This window comes from Gemmatimonadaceae bacterium (assembly GCA_019637355.1).
GTDB lineage: Bacteria > Gemmatimonadota > Gemmatimonadetes > Gemmatimonadales > Gemmatimonadaceae > Pseudogemmatithrix.
On the sequence record JAHBVT010000001.1, the window covers coordinates 2,265,851 to 2,282,854 of the forward strand.

Below are 17,004 nucleotides of genomic sequence, written 5' to 3' on the forward strand. Positions count from 1 at the left end.
ACGCCATTTTGCGACGTCTTCCCGGAGGGACGGCGCAATGCGGATGGGGCTCGACATCGCGGTCATCGGCGGGGGCATCGCCGGCCTGTCGGCCGCGTGGCGGCTGAGCACGCACCATCGGGTGACCCTGCTCGAGCGTCACGAGGTGGCCGGGATGGATGCCCATTCCATTGACCTTGAGCACGATGGCGGCCAGTACCGCGTGGACGTCCCGCTGCGCGTGCTCTACGAGGGCTACTACCCGACGCTGATCGCGCAGTACCACGCGCTGGGCATCCAACTCGAACGCAGCAACTACGCCGGCTCCTTCAGCGCACTCGGTGGCGCGGCGTACTATCGCTACGCCAACTGGCTCGTGGCGGGCCGCTCGATTCCCCTCCCCGCCACGCCTTTCGGTGGCCGCGCTTGGCGCATCAACCGCGATCTGCTACGCTTCTACCGCCTCGCCCCGGCCGCCCTCGTGCGCCTGCAGAACAGCGAGGAACCCCTCGGCAGTTGGCTGGACCGCACGCGCTTCAGCGCCGACTTCGCCGAAGGATTTCTGATCCCGACCTTCGCGGCGGTGTGCACCTGCTCCAACGCCGCGGTGCGTGCGTACCCGGCGCGCGTGATCCTCGACTACCTCACGCGGGGCCTGACCTTTGGCGGCGTACGGCGCGTGGTGATGGGCACGCGCGAAGTCGTGCGGCGCCTCACCGAGCCGCTGGCCGAGGTGCAGTGCGGCGTGCGCGTACGGCAGATCGCCCCGGCGCCGGATGGCGTCCGCGTCACCTGGGACGGAGGCGAGCGGCGCTTCGACCACGTCGTCGTGGCGACGCAGGCCAATCAGGCCGCCGCGATGCTCGACCCGGCCTACCGCCGCGAGAAGGACGCGCTGGCGCGCTTCGCGTACGAATCCAGCCAGGTCATCGTGCACACCGACGAGCGTCTCGCGCCGCGCGACCACGCCCACTGGGCGCCAGTCAACCTCATCACCAGCGCGGCGCACGACAAGCCGATGGCGACCATCTGGATGAACCGCGTGCAGCCGGCCCTCGCCAAGTCCACGCCGGTGTTCCAGACCTGGAATCCGATCGTCGCACCGCGCGCGGAGTTGGTGCAGGCCGAGGCCTGGTTCGAGCGGCCGCTCGTGAACGGCTCGTCGCTCGAGGGTGCCCGTACGGTGCGGCTCCTGCAAACGCAGCACGGACGGCGGCTGTGGTTCTGCGGCAGCTACCTCGGTCCCGGCATCCCGCTGCTCGAGGCGGCAGCGCGCACCGCAATGGACGTCGCGTCGGCGATCAACGACGACGAGCGTATGACGCTTCGACTGCCAACGCCTCTGTCCCGTCCGGCATAATGTTGTACATCCGCATCACGAGCGCGTCGGGCGACGGATGCGCGAACGTGATGCGCCAGCCCCAGTCCGGTCCCGGCGGCGCAGGGTAACTGCCGCGGACGCTTACGTCGCCGTCGCCGGTGGCCGCGCCCGTCAGCGGCATCAGGCGGTGGCCGTTGTGGAACGAGTCCGCCCACGCGACGTCGCAACGGTCGGCCTTGAGATCGTCGCCGAGGAGCAGGATGCCCTCGCAGGGCTTTCCCTCGTACTCCCATCTGTAGCGCATCAGGAGCATTCGGCCGGCGGCTTCCCCGCTGACCTCGGCGGTGGTGGCGCATTCGATGGCAGCGGCGGTCGGCTCGAACCACAGCTTGTTGTGTCCGCTCCAGCTGCCCATCGCGCCAATGAGCTTGGACGGAATGCTCATCGCGTCGCCTCCACCCGCGCCAACGCGCGCTCGGCCTGGACGAGATGCCGCAGCTCGTGGCGCACCACGATCCACAGCGCCGAATAGGCATCGTAGCGCGCCCCAGCCACGAAGGGCGACTCCAGCGTGACACGGTCAATCTGCAGATCGGCGGCGGTCCAGAGCAGCGCCTGCTCCTCACCGATCCATTTCCGGAAGTCAGCGACCACCCCTTCGCGCGGAAGCTCGCTGCCGGGCACGAAGGGCTTCGGGGTCTTGGTACGCCCGAGCCGGAACCCGAGTACGACCGGCACCGGGCCCATCATCGCGGCGAGAACGCGCCCGAACAACGCGCCCTTATAGGCTCGCGTGCCGATGGGCCCCAAGGCCTTGGCCTCGGCGATGGCGGCACGCATCCGCGGCAGCATCGCGGCGCTGGAGAGGTTAAGGTGCGCGACGCACTCGGCCACCGACCACTCGTCGGGCGCGGGGCGGGCGTTCCACTGTGCGTCGCTCACGCGGGCGTCGAGTGCAGTGAAGCGCCGCGCGACTTCGGCGGACGCTTTGGCGATCTCGTCGAGCTGCTGTTGGGACGGCGAGGTGGACATTCGTTCCGGGGGGGGTTGGTGTTCGAGACCGGAATCTACAGCCGCCCGGCCCCTTCTGCCCTCGCGCCGCACGCCGCATCTTTCCGACCTCCCATCCATCGAAGAGGTCGCCGGGATGCGCCAATCGTTCTCGCTGCTGCTCGCCTTGTCTCTTGCGGCCCCGCTGGCCGCACAGGCCCCCTCCCCGCTCAGCGCCGAGCTCGATCGCCGGCTGAGCGGCGTGATGCCCAAGGTCGTGGCCTGGCGGCGCGACATCCACGAGCACCCCGAGCTCAGTGGCTTCGAAGTACGCACGGCGGCCTTGGTTGCCGATCACCTGCGGTCGCTCGGAATGGAAGTGCGCACCGGCGTGGGCGGGCACGGCGTGGTCGGCGTGTTGCGCGGTGGGCGCCCGGGGCGCGTCGTCGCGCTGCGCGCTGATATGGACGGACTGCCCGTGACCGAGCAGGTGGACCTGCCCTTCCGCTCGCGCGTCCGTGCGCAGTACAACGGCCAGGAAGTCGGCGTGATGCACGCCTGCGGACACGACAATCACGTGGCCATCCTGATGGGCACGGCGGAATTGCTGGCCGGGATGCGCGCGCAGTTGCCGGGCACGGTGGTGTTCATCTTCCAGCCGGCCGAGGAGGGTCACCCCGATGGCGGTGGCGGCGCCGAGCGGATGATCGCCGACGGCGTGCTCGACGACCCGAAGGTGGAGGCGATCTTCGGCCTGCACGTGTGGTCGGGCAAGCTGGGCGAGATCACGTACCGGCCCGGCCCGACGATGGCGGCGTCCAACTCCTACCGCATCACGGTGCACGGGCGCCAGACGCACGGCGCCAATCCCTGGGGCGGCATCGACCCCATCGTCGTCGGCTCGCAGATCGTGATGGGCCTGCAGACCATCGTCTCGCGGCAGACGGACATCACCGCGAACCCGGCGATCGTGACGGTCGGCCAGTTCAACGGCGGCGTGCGGAACAACATCATCCCGGACTCGGCGGTGCTGGTCGGGACCATCCGCACGTTCAGCGGCGAGCAGAAGGCCGACATCTTCCGCCGCGTGCAGGCCACGGCGCAGCACATCGCGATGGCGTCGGGCGCGCGCGTCGAGGTGAAGATCGACTCGGGCTACATCGTGACGCGCAATGACGAGGCGCTCACGGCGCGGATGCTTCCGACACTGCAGCGCGCGGCGGGCCGCGACAACGTGCAGCTCGCGCCGCTGGCTACTGGTGCCGAGGATTTCTCGTACTTCCAGGCGCGCGTGCCCGGGCTGTTCATCTTCCTGGGCGTGTCCAAGGCGGACGCGGACCTCAACACCGTGCCGCGCAACCACTCGCCGCTGTTCTTTGCGGACGAAGCGGCGCTGCCGGTGGGAGTTAAGGCGATGAGCTCGCTGGCGCTGGACTGGCTGGCGCAGAATCCTCGGCGCTGAGCCCCGCCCCGCACTCCACGCAGAACTTCGCGTCACTGTCCACGGCGGCGCCGCAGGACGGACAGCCAGCCCCGAGCATCCGCCCGCAGTCGGAGCAGAACAGCGCGTCCGACTCGGGCCGCGGGCCGCAGTGCGGGCAGGCGACGCCCCCTTGCCGCATCCGTGCGATGAGCGCCTCGGCTGCGTCCTCAGGCGCGGCGCCGTCCGGTGCGGCGCTCGCGGCGGCCGATTCGCGCGCGCGCAGCTCATCGAGCGCGCGCGGCGTGTACGCCGCCTTGAGCGCCGCGTAGTCCTCGTCCGACAGCTTGCCGGTGGCTTGGTCGAACTCGATCTCGCGCAGCGCGTCGATGGCACTGGACTCTGGCGCCGCCTCGGGCGCGAGTGCAGTCAGCGGTGCCGCAGCGGACCCACGTAGAATCGGCAGCAGCACGTACGCCAACGCGAGCACGGCGAGCGCCGCTCCGAGGAACAAGGCCAGCACCTAGGCGTCCTCGCGCAGCGCGGCCTCGAGCCGCGCCATCTCGTCATCGCTGGCCTGCGGGGCTACAGGCGGGGCACTGGGCGACGCCGCGACGGCAGCCGGCGTCGCCTTGGCGGTCCAGCGGCGGATCATCATCGTGAGGATGACGCCGCCGGTGGCCATCACCACCGAGGGCACGAAGTAGCCGGCCCAGTTGAAGCCCTGCTTGATCGGCGCGGTGAGCGCGACCTCGCCGTAGGTCTCGACGAAGGCATCCTTGATCTCCTGCGCCGTGTAACCACCGGCCACCAGCCGCATCACGTCACGGTGCATCGCCGGTGACACGCCGCAGGTGAAGTCGGTCGTGCGGCAGGTGTACACGTCGAGGATGCAGGTGCACTGGCACTTGAGCTCACGCTCGAGCCGGTCGCGTTCGTCCGGCGTCATCGACGGCGTGGCGTCGGGCTTGGCCGGACGGATCACCGGGCGATACGCATTCTGGTCCATCGGCGTGAAGTTCGGCTGCTGGCCGCCGATGGCACGCGCGCCAAGCGCGAGGCCCGTCCCCGCCGCGGCGACGAAGAACTCGCGACGATTCAGCATCAGACGCCCGCCGTCTCGCGGTGCTGCGGCGCCAGTTCGGCCACATAGCCGCTCTGCCGGCGTCGTTCGCTCTGCGGCCACATCACGATCAGCCCCCCGATCGCCATCAGCAGGCCGCCGTTCCAGACCCAGGCCACCAGCGGATTGAAGTTGATGCGCACCTCGGCGCGGTCGCCGATCGTGCCGGCGAGCACGAGGTACACGTCCTGCCGGCCCTGCGTGAGGATGCCGACTTCCGTGGATGGCTGGAAGGTCGGATTGCCGCGCGAATCGAAGTGCTGGCGCTTCTCGCTGGTCAGCGCCGGCTGCGGCCTGCCGTTGACCACCGGCAGCAGCGAGACCGCGACGACGTCGCGATTGAGCGCCTTGAACTGCGAGATGCCGTCACTGGTGAAGGTCCAGTCCTGCCCGAACGGGTCCTTCACGCTGAACGACTCCCCGTCCGCCAGCGTGACGTCGTACTCGGCCTTGAAGGCCATCCCGGCGAATGCCGAGAAGAGGATGACGATGCCGGCGTGCACGATGTAGCCACCGTAGCGGCGCCGGTTGCGCGCCACGAGGTTCACGAAGGCGACGGCGATGTTCTCGCCGTGCATCTTCGTCCGCGCACCGATGCCTTTGTAGAACTCCTGCACGATGGTGCCCGCGACGAAGGCGCCGAGGCCCCAGGCCATCAGCGGGTAGAGCTCGCGGGCCCCGAGCGTCCACAGCGCCGCCGCGGCGACGACGCCGACGAAGGCCGGACCGGCGAACTGCCGCTGGATGTTCTGCACCGACGCGCGGCGCCAGGCGATCAGCGGCCCGATGCCCGTCAGCGCCAGCAGCAGCAGGCCCAGCGGCACGTTCACCGTGTTGAAGAAGCTCTCGCCGACCGTGATCTTCGAGCCACGCACGGCCTCGGAGAGGATCGGGAACAGCGTGCCCCAGAGCACCGAGAACGCGATGCCGACCAGGACGAGGTTGTTGTAGAGGAAGGCCGCTTCGCGCGAGATCATCGCCTCGAGCTCGGCCTTGGCCTCGAGGTCCTTGAGCCGGATGCTCACGAGATACGCCGTGGCCAGCAGCGCCAGCACCATAAACCACGCGAACCAGTGCCCGATGCTGCTTTGCGCGAATGAGTGCACGGACTGGATGATGCCCGAGCGCGTGATGAACGTGCCGAGGATGCTCAGCAGGAAGGTGCCGACGACGAGGATCACGTTCCACTTGCGCAGCATTCCGCGCTTTTCCTGGATCATGATCGAATGCAGGAAGGCGGTGCCCGTGAGCCACGGCAGCAGCGAGGCATTCTCCACCGGATCCCACATCCAGTAGCCGCCCCAGCCGAGTTCCACGTAGGCCCACCACATCCCGAGCAGGATCCCCAGCGTCAGGAACACCCAGGAGATGAGGCTCCACTTGCGCACCGCGCCCAGCCACTCGGCGTCGAGCCGACGCGTGATGAGCGCACCGATGGCAAAGCCGAAGGGAATCGCCGTCGCGACGTAGCCGAGGTACAGCAGCGGCGGGTGGATGGCCATCGCCGGGTTCTGCAGCTGCGGGTTGAGACCGCGGCCGTCAGGCGGGATCCACTCGAGGCGCTCGAAGGGATTCGACGCGATGGCCGTGGCCATCACGAAGAAGAGCAGCACGGCGGCATTGGTGCCGGTGACCCACGGCATCAGCGTGCGGTTCTTGCTGCGGTTGGTGTACGTCGCCGCCGCCGCGTAGCCGGCGAGCACGAGGCACCAGAAGAGCATCGAGCCCGCCTGGCCGCCCCAGAACGCCGAGAACTTGTAGACGATCGGCAGGTTCACCGACGTGAACGACGCCACGTAACGCAGGGAGAAGTCGCTGGTGAGCAGCGCCGTCCAGAGGCCCAGCGAGGCCAACACCACGAAAGCCGTGGTGGCATAGAGGCCGCGCTCGCCGCTGACGATGAGATCCTGCCGCTTGAGATAGCCGCCCGCGAACGACAGCGTGACGGCCCACAGGCCCATCAGGAGGGCGATCCAGAGGGAGAGCTCCCCGATGAGAACCACGGCGGACTACTTCTTGTGCGAGTCGGGCATCGGCGCGCCGGCCTTGATGGCCTCGCGCATCGCGTCGTAACCCTCGGGCGCCTCTTCATAGCGCGAGGCGCACTTGGCCAGCAGCGTCGTCGCCTGGAAGGTGCCGCTCGCATCCAGGCGGCCCTCGACCACGACTTCAACGGAATCCGAGAACGTGTCCGGGATGATGCCGCGATAGACCACCGGATACGTGGCGCGCCCGTCCGTCATATCGAAGGCGACCATCCGACCGGAGGAATCGCGCTGCACCGTGCCGGGGACGACGCGCGCACCGACCTTCACGCCCGTGCCGATGAGGGTCGGGTCCTGCGCGACCTTGGCCTCGAGTTCGTGCGGCATCAGGAAGTAGATGCCGGTGTCCTTGATGGCCCCGGCCATCAGGACGGCCGCGGCGCCGAGGACGACGGCCCCACCGAGGAGGAATTTGTTGCGCGGGTGCATCGGGTGACTCCGAAAGTCAGGTGTACCCGATACAATATAGCTGAGTCGCTTCCCGGCGTTAGCGGCCCAAACGCCGGGAGAGTCCAACGGTGAGAAGGAGGTCCTGATACGCGGTCTCGGAGTAAGAGGCGATGCTCTCCAGCGTGGGGTCAGTCAGCTCGTGCCTGGACGGCATATAGCGGTACCCTCCGTGCAATCTCAGAGCCATCCGCTGGGTGACGTCCAACTCAACCCCGACTGCACCAAGCGCACCGACGACCAACGGGGACTTGACCTGGTATTGGTTCGGTGGCGTGAATGCCCGATCGTTGGTCGTGGCATCGCCACTCAAGTACAGAAACTCCGGTCCGAACCCAGCGTAGACGCGTAGCTTTGGAGCCACCGGCATCGTCGCTTTGGCGAGGACGGCAAGGCCATAGATCTCACTATTGTTGCACTTGCATTCCCGCTCGCTTCCGTTATCACGGACGATGGGGCGCCTCGCGAAGTTTGCGCTGAGCTGCGCCGAGAAATCGAGCCAGCCGGCACGATCAAGCTCGACCAGGATGCCGTAGGTCGAACCCGCTTCAAACCGATGGGAGTATGCTGATGAGTCGAAGCCTGCAGGCGTCGGATTTTGAACCCATACGAGAAGCTCTCCGGCCTGTGGAGTCGTGCGGCCGACGATAGGCGTGAGAAGAACGCGCTGAGCGGCCACCGAATCAGACATTCCGGCGAGCAAGATCCAGCACAGTAGAAGTTTGCATCCAAATCGCATCTATCCTCCCGGGGTGTACAGAGACGGGTTGGTTTCACAAGCGACGTGTTATTGAAGATCTCAGTTGCGGTTACGGCGAGCCGCCGGCCTGCTTTCGCAACGGATCGCTGAGCCGGTCAGCATCTTCGTCCGTCCGAATGACGCGCGGAGTCAAAAAGACAAACAACTCAGTCTCAATCGTCTGGCGCGAAGCGCGACCGAAGAAGCCTCCGAGTAGCGGAATTGATGAGAGGATGGGGAGTCCCCCTTGGCGAGATTCGCGCTGCCGGTCGGTCAGCCCCCCGAGCGCAACCGTTTGGCCGTCACGCACCAGCAGCTGCGTCCGGACGCTCCTTGTGGCGATCACAGGCGCATCAAACGCGAGCTCGGACGTAGCGGTCGAGACTTCCTGTGTCACTTCGAGTTGCACGGACCCATCGGCCGATATCGTCGGGCGAACCATCAACTTAGTACCGACATCTCGGTACTGCACGATCTGGTCGCGGGTCGCACCGTCGGTCGGCAGCGACCGCTGAACCTGTACGAAGGGTCGTTGGCTGCCGACGACATGAATCGGCCCGGGTTTGCCGGAGGCTCCACATCGTGAGAGGTTGGAGCCATGCCCAGACGTTCCCCATTTTCGCCTGAGTTCCGCGAACGCGCCATCCGGATGGTGCTGGACCAGGCCCCGCAGCACGGCTCCCAGTGGGCCGCGATCCGCTCGATCGCCGAGAAGGTCGGCTGTCACCAGGAGACCCTCCGGAACTGGGTCCGCGAGCACGAGCGGAACACGGGCGTGCGACCCGGCCCGACCACGGACGACCTCGCGCGCCTCAAGGAGCTCGAGCGCGAGAACCGCGAGCTGAAGCGCGCCAATGAGATCCTGAAGAAGGCGTCGGCGTATTTCGCCTTGGCGGAGCTCGACCGCCGACCCAACTGATGGTGGCCTTCATCGACGCGCACCGCGCGGCGTACGGAGTCGAGCCGATCTGCGCAGTGCTGCCGATCGCTCCGTCGACCTACTACGAGGCGAAGGCGCGCGCGCGCGACCCGTCGCGCCTGCCGGCCCGCAGCCGCGCGGATGCGGCGCTCCGGCCGGCGCTCCAGCGCGTGTGGGCGGCGACGCGCGGGCGCTACGGGGCGCGCAAGGCCTGGAAGCAGCTCCGCCGGGAGGGCCGCGTGGTGGCGCGCTGCACGGTGGCGCGCGTCTTCAAGGCGATGGGCCTGCGCGGGGTGGTGCGCGGGCGCCGGGCGACGACGACCGTGCCCGAGCCGGCGGCGCACCGGCCGCAGGATCTCGTGCAGCGGAACTTCACGGCGACGCGCCCGAACGCGCTCTGGGTCTCCGACCTGACGTACGTGCCGACGTGGCGCGGCTTCGTGTACGTCGCGTTCGTGACCGATGCGTACTCGCGCCGCATCGTCGGCTGGCGCGCGACGACGACCCTGCGGACGGACCTCGCGCTCGACGCGCTGGAGCAGGCACTCTACGACCGCGCGCTCGACGGCCCGCTCGTGCATCACAGTGACCGCGGGTCGCAGTACCTGGCCATCCGCTACACGGACCGGCTGCTCGAGGCCGGCATCGAATCCTCCGTCGGCAGCCGCGGTGACGCCTACGACAATGCGCTCGCCGAGTCGATCAACGCGCTGTACAAGGCGGAGGTCATCCATCATCTCGGACCGTGGAAGGGCCTGGAGGACGTGGAGTACGCGACGCTCGAGTGGGTGGCCTGGTACAACAGCCAGCGCCTGATGCAGCCGCTCGGGGACATCCCCCCGGCGGAGTACGAAGCGCAGTATTATCACGCCCACGCCGCATCCGCGGCCGTGGGACTCAACTAACCGAGTCTCCGGGAATCCCGGGCCGATTCATGCAGGATAATGACGGGCTTCATTGTTCGTGAGATTGGTCGGCCATCGATGAACAGGCCCGAACTGGCCAACATACCACAGAGCCCCGACCGTAGCGCGTTTCATCAGATGGGCGGCGAGACGGACAATGTGAAATACCTGTCTGCCGATGGCCATCACGAATCGGTGCGCCGAAACGGAGAAGAGGTAACCGGCGAGAACGCGGCGACGTACAACTACGGAACGAATCCCGTAAGCCATACGGTGCTCGACATTGTGCCGTGGGTTGCGGTGGGCACGCAATCGCCGGGTGACAAGTCGACCGTGCTCAGCCGGCTAAAGGCGGTCGTTACCACTGTCGTAAAGCCGTGCGTTCAAGATTCGGGCGCGGATATGGGAGGGAGGGCTGTATGTCAGTAATGCGCCGGATCGCGATGCCGAATGCGCTCAGCGCGCTTCTGCCGCTAGCGTTGCTTGCCGCATGCGACAAGGCAACGCACGTGATTCACCGCTTCTCCTCGGAACAAATCCGAGTCGCACCGCAGCTTGAACTCAGGGTCGAGGGATTCGGCACGTGGACGTCACTACGGACCGGCGACTCCGTCGTCTTCGTCAGCGGATCTCCGTACGTGATCGAGGTTCGCGTCCGTGGGTCGGTCGAAGAGGTACACCTCACATCGTTGGTAATCACAGACACGACCTCCGGCGACTCCGTGGTGATCGGGCGTTGGGATACCGATGCCATGGACTGGTCGGACTCCGCGCGGGTCTTCGCACTGCGAGACGGCGTGGATCTTCCGCCTGGCGCGAAAACCATCCACGGCGTGATTCGCGTTGGCGCACTGGCCGACACGTCGAGTCACAGCTTCAGCGGCGTGCTAAGATACGATGTGCGCGCCGAGCGGCGAAGCCGCGTGCTCGAACGAATGCGTGGAATCTAGGTGGTTGCTGAGCGTCGATGGAGTTGACACGGTAGGCGTCCCGCAGGCTGGGGCTAATTTCGGCACTCTGAATCGACCCGGGCGCACCGGACGCTCGTTACTTGGTGCCTAACCCCCACGTTCTGCTGCAGCGGCGCAGCCGCTGTCAGCAGCAACGGTGGTTAGGCTTGGGATGAGCTGAACACGATGCAGCCGCCGCCCAACCCCTCGAAGGGTCGGGCGGCGTCGTGTTTGGCGCGCGGTCGTGGCGGGTGCCGTCGGCTACGCGCTGCGGTGCGCGAACACCCAGCGATTCGCGCGGATGAAGTCGAGCGGCTTGATCGCGCGGAGGCCGAAGTGCCGGCAGACCGTCGGGATCTTCGGCCGGTCCGTCGTGCCGTCGTCGTTCTCGCCCGTGACGACGACGGTGCCCTGCGTGCGCGCCAGCGCGATCACGAAGGGGTCGGCGCCGGAGCGGCCCTTCCGCGTGTCGATGAGCTTCGGGAACGCGCCCAGGATCTCGGCGACGGCGGTCTGCTGCGCCGCGTCGAGGTCGACGAAGAGGCCGCGCTGCTTCTTGGCCCACTTGAGCAGCGCGTCGTCCTTCTTCGCGATCTCAACGCGCACCTCCTCCGCGGCGACGAACCGCCCGGCCGCGATGCCTTCCTCGATGGCCTGCCACAGCTGGGGGAAGACGTCCGGCGGATAGCTCCGGTTCCACGCATCCAGGAGGGCGCTGGTGTCCAGGCAGTAGCGCGTCACGCGGACTCGGCGAGGTCTTCTTTTCGCAGCGCGGTCCGGATCTGCTCGACCTGCGGCATCTTGACGCGCAGGTATTCGGTCAGGTCCGCGCTCGAGATGCGCTGCTCGTCATAGGCGCCCAGTGCGAGGCGCGCGAAGCGGCGGCCCGCCCAGCCCAGCGCACGCCGGAAGTACGGCACGGGCCCGCCCTTCGGTTTGTCCCGCTCCCAGGCCTTCACGAAGGCAGCGTGCCGGGTGCTGTAGAGCGCGGCCGGATAGCGCCCGGCCTGCACCAAGGCCCGCAGCGCGGCATCCGTGCTGATCGCGTACCGATCGGCGAGCAACCGCAGCGTCGCGTCCGCCCACTCGCGCTCCGCCGTAAGGTCGAGGGCGACGAGGCTTTCCGCGAGCGAGTCGCGGGGCACGAGCAGCGCGCCGGCCACGCGATTGCAATAGACCTCGACGCGGTCCGTCTCACCGGTCGCGGCGGCATTGTCGTGCAGGTCGCACACGCCACTCGATCGGACGGCGACGTGCGCGAGCTCGTGCATCAGCGTGAAGATGCGCCCGCGCGGGCTCTCCTTGGAGTTGAGGGCGACGACCGGCAGCGGGAAGTGCGCGAGCGAGAACCCGCGGGCCTCGCCCATCGGCAGATTCTCGGTCTGGAACACGAGCACGCCGACGCGCTCAACCGCGCGCTTCCATCCGTTCAGCGCGACGTACTGGTCGGTCCACGCGAACTGCTCGGCGAGCGACACGCCGAGCGCGGCGCGCAGCGCGTCGGCGACGGCGAGCGGGTCCTGGGACAACGCAGCGGTGACCGGGAACGGCGGAGGCTCCTCCCCGAGACTGGCGGCGAGTTCCAGCGCGGCCTCGCGCCGCTGCTGCGCGCGCCGCGTCTCGAGCGCAAGCCGCGGGGTCTCGAGGGTGCGTCGCTTACCCTCGACGGTGCGGAAGTCGCGCAGCGGTGTGAAGCCCTGCGGCGGCTCAGGCAGGTAAAAGACGGCCAGCGGGCGCTTGTACAGCGTTGCCATCTTGCGCAGCTGCGCGAGCGAGAGCGGCTTGTTCCCCGTCTCCCACGCCTCGATCGCGGCCGCTCCCACCTTCAGGCGCTTCGCGGCGGTCGCGACATCGAAGCCCGCCGTCGTCCGCGCCCAATGCACGAGCGCGGGCGTGACGAGCGCAGGAAGACGTCCAGAAGCCACGGGCGGAGGTGGTGGTGGGTCGGAGCGAGAGGGGGGAGCGAGGCGTACGGCTAAGATACACCGCGTCGCACGCGGAGCGAGCCGTCAGCTCGCGCGTCGCGGCCTTCGTCGTACTCAGTCACGGGGCGCGAGACGCCCACCTCGGCAGCGAGGGCCTCCTGCGAGAGGCCGCGGCCCTTGCGGGTCGCGGCCAGCCGCGCGCTTGACTGTGCTGTACCCATATGGTGCAAACAGCGTGCACGACCGCAAGGCGTGATCCCGGCGTCTGAACCTCTTGAACAGGATGTGCCTATGGTCCGGGTCCCGACGCGGAGTTGGAGCGGCTGAGGCGCGAGACCGATTCGATCGCGCCGGTGCAGGCGCACGGTGACTACTATCACGAGAACCGTAAGGCGAGCTCCGACGCGTCGCTGATGTCGAGAATCGATGCCTTCGAGGCACTGAAGAAACGCCAGAAGGCACTACTTTCTCCTCAGGTTCAGCAGTAGCGGCGGCTACCGCCGGAGCTGCCGCACGACCACCGCCGCGCTCCCCCCGCCCGCCACGTCCGCCGCGAGGTCCCGCCACGAGAAGAACCGCCCGTCGGCGCGGTCATACAGCTCCTTCGCCACCCCGACGCTCAGCGTGAGCCCCGCCGCCGTCCAGGCCGCATCCCGGTAGCTCAGCCCGGCCGACCGGCCCAGCGCGTGCCCGCCGGCTTGAATCGCCGCTGACCCCACGAAGTGGTACAGCTTGTCCTTGCCGAACCACGGGTCCTCGCGCGGTCGCTCCGGTGGCGCGCCGAACTTCCCAGACCAGAGGACGAACACCAGCGCGAACTTCATCCGTCGTCCCGGTCGCGCGCCCAGCTCACGGCCGCGCGCGTCGCACGTCGCCAGCCGCCGAGGCCCTGGCGCGCCACGTTGTTGCCCGCCGCGGACTCGAAGCGGGTGAACCGGCGCGAGGCGTGGAAGGCCTCGGCACTCGCCCAAACGCCAGCGGCAATGCCAGCCAGTCCCGCGGCGCCCAGAGCCGTGGTCTCCACCAAATCAGGCCGCTCGACAGGGACGCCGAGCACATCCGCCTGGAACTGCATCAACCAATCGTTCTGCGCGGCGCCGCCGTCCACGCGCAGCACGTCGAGCGGCGCCCCGCTGGCCCCGCGCATCGTCTCGAGTACGTCGGCGGTGCTGTAGGCCATCGCTTCGAGTGCGGCGCGCACCAAGTGCTCGCGCGAGGTGCCGCGCGTCAGGCCGACGATGGTCCCGCGCGCGTCCGGCTCCCAGTGCGGCGCGCCAAGGCCGGTGAGCGCCGGCACGAAGTACACACCGTCGTTCGCTTCGAGTGATCGGGCCATCGCCTCGGTCTCGCTGGCCTTCTCGAGCAAGCCGAGACCGTCGCGCAACCACTGCACCGCCGCGCCGGCGATGAAGATGCTGGCTTCGAGCGCATAGACGGATTTGCCCTCGGCATCGCAGGTCAGCGTCGTCAGGACGCCCTGACCGCCGGGTGGTCGCGTGCGTCCGGTGTTGAGCAGCAGGAAGGCGCCGGTGCCGTAGGTGTTCTTGCTCTGGCCGGGCTGCCAGCAACCCTGGCCGAACATCGCGCTCTGCTGGTCGCCGGCGACGCCGAGGATGGGGATCGCGACGCCCAAATGCTCCTTGGCCGCCTCGCCGAACGCGCCCGAGGACGGACGCACTTCCGGCAAGATCTCGCGCGGCACGCCGAAGAGCGCGCAGAGCTGCTCGCTCCACTGCATCGCGTTGATATCGAACAGCATCGTGCGCGATGCATTGGTCGGATCGGTCGCGTGCACGGCGCCGTTGGTCAGCTTCCAGATGAGCCAGGTGTCGATCGTCCCGGCGGCGAGGCGATCCGGCGCGATGCCGCGCGCGCGCTCCTGCAGCAGCCACTCGAGCTTCGTGGCCGAGAAGTAGGGGTCGGTCACGAGGCCAGTCGCCGCGTAGATGGCCGCCCCCTGCCCCGCCTCGCGCAGCGCCGCCGCCCGCCGCGTCGTGCGACGGTCCTGCCACACGATCGCCTTGTCCACCGGCTTGCCCGTCGTCCGGTCCCAGAGCACGATCGTCTCGCGCTGGTTCGTGATGCCGATGGCATCGGGCGTCACCTTCGCCTGCGCCATCGCCTCGCGCGCCGCCTCGATGGTCCGCGCGAAGATCTCCTCGGCGTCGTGTTCCACCCAGCCCGGCTGCGGAAAGTGCTGCGTGATCTCGCGGTACCCGCGGCCGACCACCCGTCCGTCCTCGGCGATCACCAGTGCCGTGGTGCCGGTCGTGCCTTCATCGAGAGCGAGGACGTGGCGCACAGGGACTCCTTACGCGGGGGGCAGCGAGAGCGTGGCGCGGTCAAAGTGGTAGGGTGCGCAGAGAACGCCGTCTTCCGTGACGATGTGCGTGATCAGCGCCGCGGGCGTGACGTCGAACGCAGGGTTGTACACCGTGGCCCCAGCGGCGGCCACGCGACGCTCGCCCAATTGCGCGATTTCGGTGGCGTCGCGCTGCTCGATGGGAATCGCCTCGCCGCTGGCGGTCTGCGCATCGACGCTGCTCGACGGCGCCACGACCACAAATGGAATCTTATGATGCTTGGCCAGCACGGCCAGCGCGTAGGTCCCGATCTTGTTGGCGGCATCGCCGTTGGCGGCGATGCGGTCCGCACCCACGAGCACGAGGTCCACGCGTCCGGCGCCCATCAGGCTGGCGGCCGTCCCATCCGTGATGACAGTGACCGGGACGCCGGCGCGGGTGAGCTCCCAGGCGGTGAGCCGGGCGCCCTGCAGCAGCGGCCGCGTCTCGTCGGCGAAGACTTCGACGCGCAGTCCGGCCGCGTGCGCCGCGTACACAGGAGCCAACGCCGTACCGATACCCGCCGTTGCCAGCGCACCGGCGTTGCAGTGCGTCAGGACGCGCATCCCGTCCTTGAGCAGCGTGGCACCGTGCCGCCCGAGCGCCTCGCACATCGCCTCGTCCTCGGCGCGGATGGCCTCGGCCTCCGCTCGGAGCGCCGCGGCCAGCGTCAGCACGTCGATGTGCGCAGCGTCGAGCAGGGCGCGCATCCTGTCCAGCGCCCAGAAGAGATTCACGGCCGTCGGCCGCGTGGACTGCAGCGCCGCCGCCGCGTCGTACACGAAGCGCCGGAGCGCACCGATGTCGGCCAGGAAGCCTGAGGCACGCTCCGCGTCGGCCGCGGCCACGATGCCCATCGCCGCCGCCACGCCGATGGCCGGCGCACCGCGCACGGCGAGCGTACGGATGGCGTCAGCCACGTCGACGACGCTGCGGAGGTCGCGCTCCACGAACTCGCCGGGGAGGAGGCGCTGGTCGATGATGCGCAGCGCGCCATCCGGCGCCCACTGGACGGCGCGGAAGCTGGGTAGGGTCACGTCTGAATGTATAGATTGTAGCACACACCCGCGCCGAGTCCCTCGCCACGAATCCGATGACGACGCCCTTCGCCTTCCTCACGCTCGAGATCGCCGACCAGTTGGCCGTCGTGACGGTCAACCGGCCCGACAAGCTCAACGCGCTCAACGGCACGGTCATCCAGGAGCTGGACCGCGCGTTCACCGAGATTGCCGGTCGCGACCAGATTCGCGCCGTCATCCTCACCGGCGCCGGCCGAGCGTTCGTGGCAGGCGCGGACATCGCCGAGATCGCCGAGGCGGCGGACGGCCCCGCTGGGCTGGAGTCACTCTCGGCTGCTGGCTCGCGGGTGTTCACCAAGATCGAGCGCCTCAACAAGCCGGTAATCGCGGCGGTGAACGGCTTCGCGCTCGGCGGCGGACTTGAGCTCGCGATGGCCTGCCACGTCCGCCTCGCCAGCGAAGGCGCCAAGTTCGGCCTGCCCGAGGCCAAGCTCGGCTTGATCCCCGGCTACGGCGGCACGCATCGCCTGCCGCGGCTCGTCGGGCAGGGCCGCGCGCTGCAGATGATCCTCACGGGCGCGATGATCGACGCCAACACCGCTGCGGCCTTCGGGCTCGTGAACGCGGTATATCCGACCGAAGTGCTGATGGACGTGACGCGCTCGATGGCCAAGGAGATGATCGCCAACGGCCCGCTGGCGCTGGCGCACGCGATCGAGGTCGTGACGCAGGGCGTGGGAATGTCCACCGACGACGCCCTGGCGTTGGAGAGCCGGCACTTCGGCGAGCTCGGACGCAGCGCCGATATGCGCGAGGGCACCACGGCGTTCCTCGAGAAGCGCCCGCCATCGTTCCACGGCGCCTGAACCTGCGCGGCACC

Annotated in this window: 20 protein-coding genes and 1 other annotated feature; of the genes, 6 read left to right on the plus strand and 14 right to left on the minus strand. The window is 68.5% G+C overall.

What is annotated here, in order from left to right; translation table 11 throughout:
• The first annotated feature begins 43 nt into the window (after nt 1-43).
• Nucleotides 44-1,339 carry an FAD-dependent oxidoreductase gene (locus tag KF689_10390; protein MBX3133777.1) on the plus strand — a complete coding sequence of 432 codons (1,296 nt, stop codon included), beginning with the start codon at nt 44-46 and terminating at the stop codon, nt 1,337-1,339.
• Here KF689_10390 and KF689_10395 read toward each other — a convergent pair.
• Both KF689_10395 and KF689_10400 read right to left on the minus strand, forming a co-directional pair.
• Nucleotides 1,281-1,745: a DUF1579 family protein gene (locus KF689_10395; GenBank protein ID MBX3133778.1), complete on the minus strand. Its 465-nt coding sequence runs from the start codon at nt 1,743-1,745 to the stop codon at nt 1,281-1,283. The genes KF689_10390 and KF689_10395 overlap by 59 nt on opposite strands.
• The gene (locus KF689_10400) at nt 1,742-2,332 is read right to left on the minus strand and encodes a DinB family protein (protein ID MBX3133779.1); all 591 of its coding nucleotides are present in this window, start codon (nt 2,330-2,332) and stop codon (nt 1,742-1,744) included. Before KF689_10400 ends, KF689_10395 begins: the two co-directional genes overlap by 4 nt.
• Before the next feature lie 115 nt (nt 2,333-2,447).
• On the opposite strand from KF689_10400, the gene KF689_10405 reads away from it, so the two are divergent.
• On the plus strand, nt 2,448-3,752 hold the full coding sequence (locus KF689_10405; protein MBX3133780.1) for an amidohydrolase: 1,305 nt from the start codon (nt 2,448-2,450) through the stop codon (nt 3,750-3,752).
• Here KF689_10405 and KF689_10410 read toward each other — a convergent pair.
• From KF689_10410 to KF689_10435, 6 genes are all read right to left on the minus strand, one after another.
• On the minus strand, nt 3,697-4,233 hold the full coding sequence (locus KF689_10410; protein ID MBX3133781.1) for a zinc ribbon domain-containing protein: 537 nt from the start codon (nt 4,231-4,233) through the stop codon (nt 3,697-3,699). The two genes, KF689_10405 and KF689_10410, sit on opposite strands and share 56 nt — an antisense overlap.
• A complete protein-coding gene (locus KF689_10415) occupies nt 4,234-4,815 on the minus strand; it encodes a cytochrome c-type biogenesis protein CcmH (protein ID MBX3133782.1) in 582 nt (193 codons plus the stop codon). It abuts the gene before it with no gap.
• Nucleotides 4,815-6,836 carry a heme lyase CcmF/NrfE family subunit gene (locus tag KF689_10420; GenBank protein MBX3133783.1) on the minus strand — a complete coding sequence of 674 codons (2,022 nt, stop codon included), beginning with the start codon at nt 6,834-6,836 and terminating at the stop codon, nt 4,815-4,817. Before KF689_10420 ends, KF689_10415 begins: the two co-directional genes overlap by 1 nt.
• A gap of 6 nt (nt 6,837-6,842) precedes the next feature.
• Nucleotides 6,843-7,307: a cytochrome c maturation protein CcmE gene (locus KF689_10425; protein MBX3133784.1), complete on the minus strand. Its 465-nt coding sequence runs from the start codon at nt 7,305-7,307 to the stop codon at nt 6,843-6,845.
• 58 nt (nt 7,308-7,365) lie between these two features.
• A complete protein-coding gene (locus KF689_10430; protein ID MBX3133785.1) occupies nt 7,366-8,016 on the minus strand; it encodes a hypothetical protein in 651 nt (216 codons plus the stop codon).
• Nucleotides 8,017-8,134: 118 nt separating this feature from the next.
• Nucleotides 8,135-8,740, minus strand: a complete 606-nt coding sequence (locus KF689_10435; protein ID MBX3133786.1) for a type II and III secretion system protein — start codon at nt 8,738-8,740, stop codon at nt 8,135-8,137.
• Here KF689_10435 and KF689_10440 point away from each other — a divergent pair.
• The 3 genes from KF689_10440 (at nt 8,663) to KF689_10450 (ending at nt 10,838) form a co-directional block, all read left to right on the plus strand.
• A protein-coding gene (locus KF689_10440; protein ID MBX3133787.1) for an IS3 family transposase occupies nt 8,663-9,888 on the plus strand; the annotation gives its coding sequence in 2 pieces (ribosomal slippage) (nt 8,663-8,954 and nt 8,954-9,888; 1,227 coding nt in all). The two genes, KF689_10435 and KF689_10440, sit on opposite strands and share 78 nt — an antisense overlap.
• Nucleotides 8,941-9,057 (plus strand) — a sequence feature (AL1L pseudoknot). (Overlaps the previous gene by 117 nt.)
• Before the next feature lie 39 nt (nt 9,889-9,927).
• The gene (locus KF689_10445; GenBank protein MBX3133788.1) at nt 9,928-10,317 is read left to right on the plus strand and encodes a hypothetical protein; all 390 of its coding nucleotides are present in this window, start codon (nt 9,928-9,930) and stop codon (nt 10,315-10,317) included.
• Entirely contained in the window at nt 10,317-10,838 is a 522-nt protein-coding gene (locus tag KF689_10450) for a hypothetical protein (protein MBX3133789.1), read from the plus strand. Before KF689_10445 ends, KF689_10450 begins: the two co-directional genes overlap by 1 nt.
• A gap of 261 nt (nt 10,839-11,099) precedes the next feature.
• Here KF689_10450 and KF689_10455 read toward each other — a convergent pair whose 3' ends face one another.
• The 6 genes from KF689_10455 to mtnA all read right to left on the minus strand — a co-directional run bounded on the left by KF689_10455 (nt 11,100) and on the right by mtnA (nt 16,142).
• The gene (locus KF689_10455; GenBank protein MBX3133790.1) at nt 11,100-11,579 is read right to left on the minus strand and encodes a DUF4411 family protein; all 480 of its coding nucleotides are present in this window, start codon (nt 11,577-11,579) and stop codon (nt 11,100-11,102) included.
• Nucleotides 11,576-12,763 (minus strand): ImmA/IrrE family metallo-endopeptidase, encoded by a 1,188-nt coding sequence (locus tag KF689_10460; protein MBX3133791.1) that lies wholly within the window; start codon nt 12,761-12,763, stop codon nt 11,576-11,578. Before KF689_10460 ends, KF689_10455 begins: the two co-directional genes overlap by 4 nt.
• A 50-nt stretch (nt 12,764-12,813) precedes the next feature.
• Nucleotides 12,814-12,984 carry a hypothetical protein gene (locus KF689_10465; GenBank protein ID MBX3133792.1) on the minus strand — a complete coding sequence of 57 codons (171 nt, stop codon included), beginning with the start codon at nt 12,982-12,984 and terminating at the stop codon, nt 12,814-12,816.
• Nucleotides 12,985-13,257: 273 nt separating this feature from the next.
• Nucleotides 13,258-13,587, minus strand: coding sequence for a hypothetical protein (locus KF689_10470; GenBank protein MBX3133793.1), 330 nt, complete (start codon nt 13,585-13,587; stop codon nt 13,258-13,260).
• Entirely contained in the window at nt 13,584-15,065 is a 1,482-nt protein-coding gene (gene glpK, locus KF689_10475; protein ID MBX3133794.1) for a glycerol kinase GlpK, read from the minus strand. The genes KF689_10470 and glpK overlap by 4 nt, the downstream gene beginning before the upstream one ends.
• 9 nt (nt 15,066-15,074) lie before the next feature.
• Entirely contained in the window at nt 15,075-16,142 is a 1,068-nt protein-coding gene (gene mtnA, locus KF689_10480) for an S-methyl-5-thioribose-1-phosphate isomerase (protein ID MBX3133795.1), read from the minus strand.
• Nucleotides 16,143-16,198: 56 nt separating this feature from the next.
• Here mtnA and KF689_10485 point away from each other — a divergent pair, with 56 nt between their 5' ends.
• Nucleotides 16,199-16,990, plus strand: coding sequence for an enoyl-CoA hydratase/isomerase family protein (locus tag KF689_10485; GenBank protein ID MBX3133796.1), 792 nt, complete (start codon nt 16,199-16,201; stop codon nt 16,988-16,990).
• Nucleotides 16,991-17,004 lie beyond the last annotated feature (14 nt).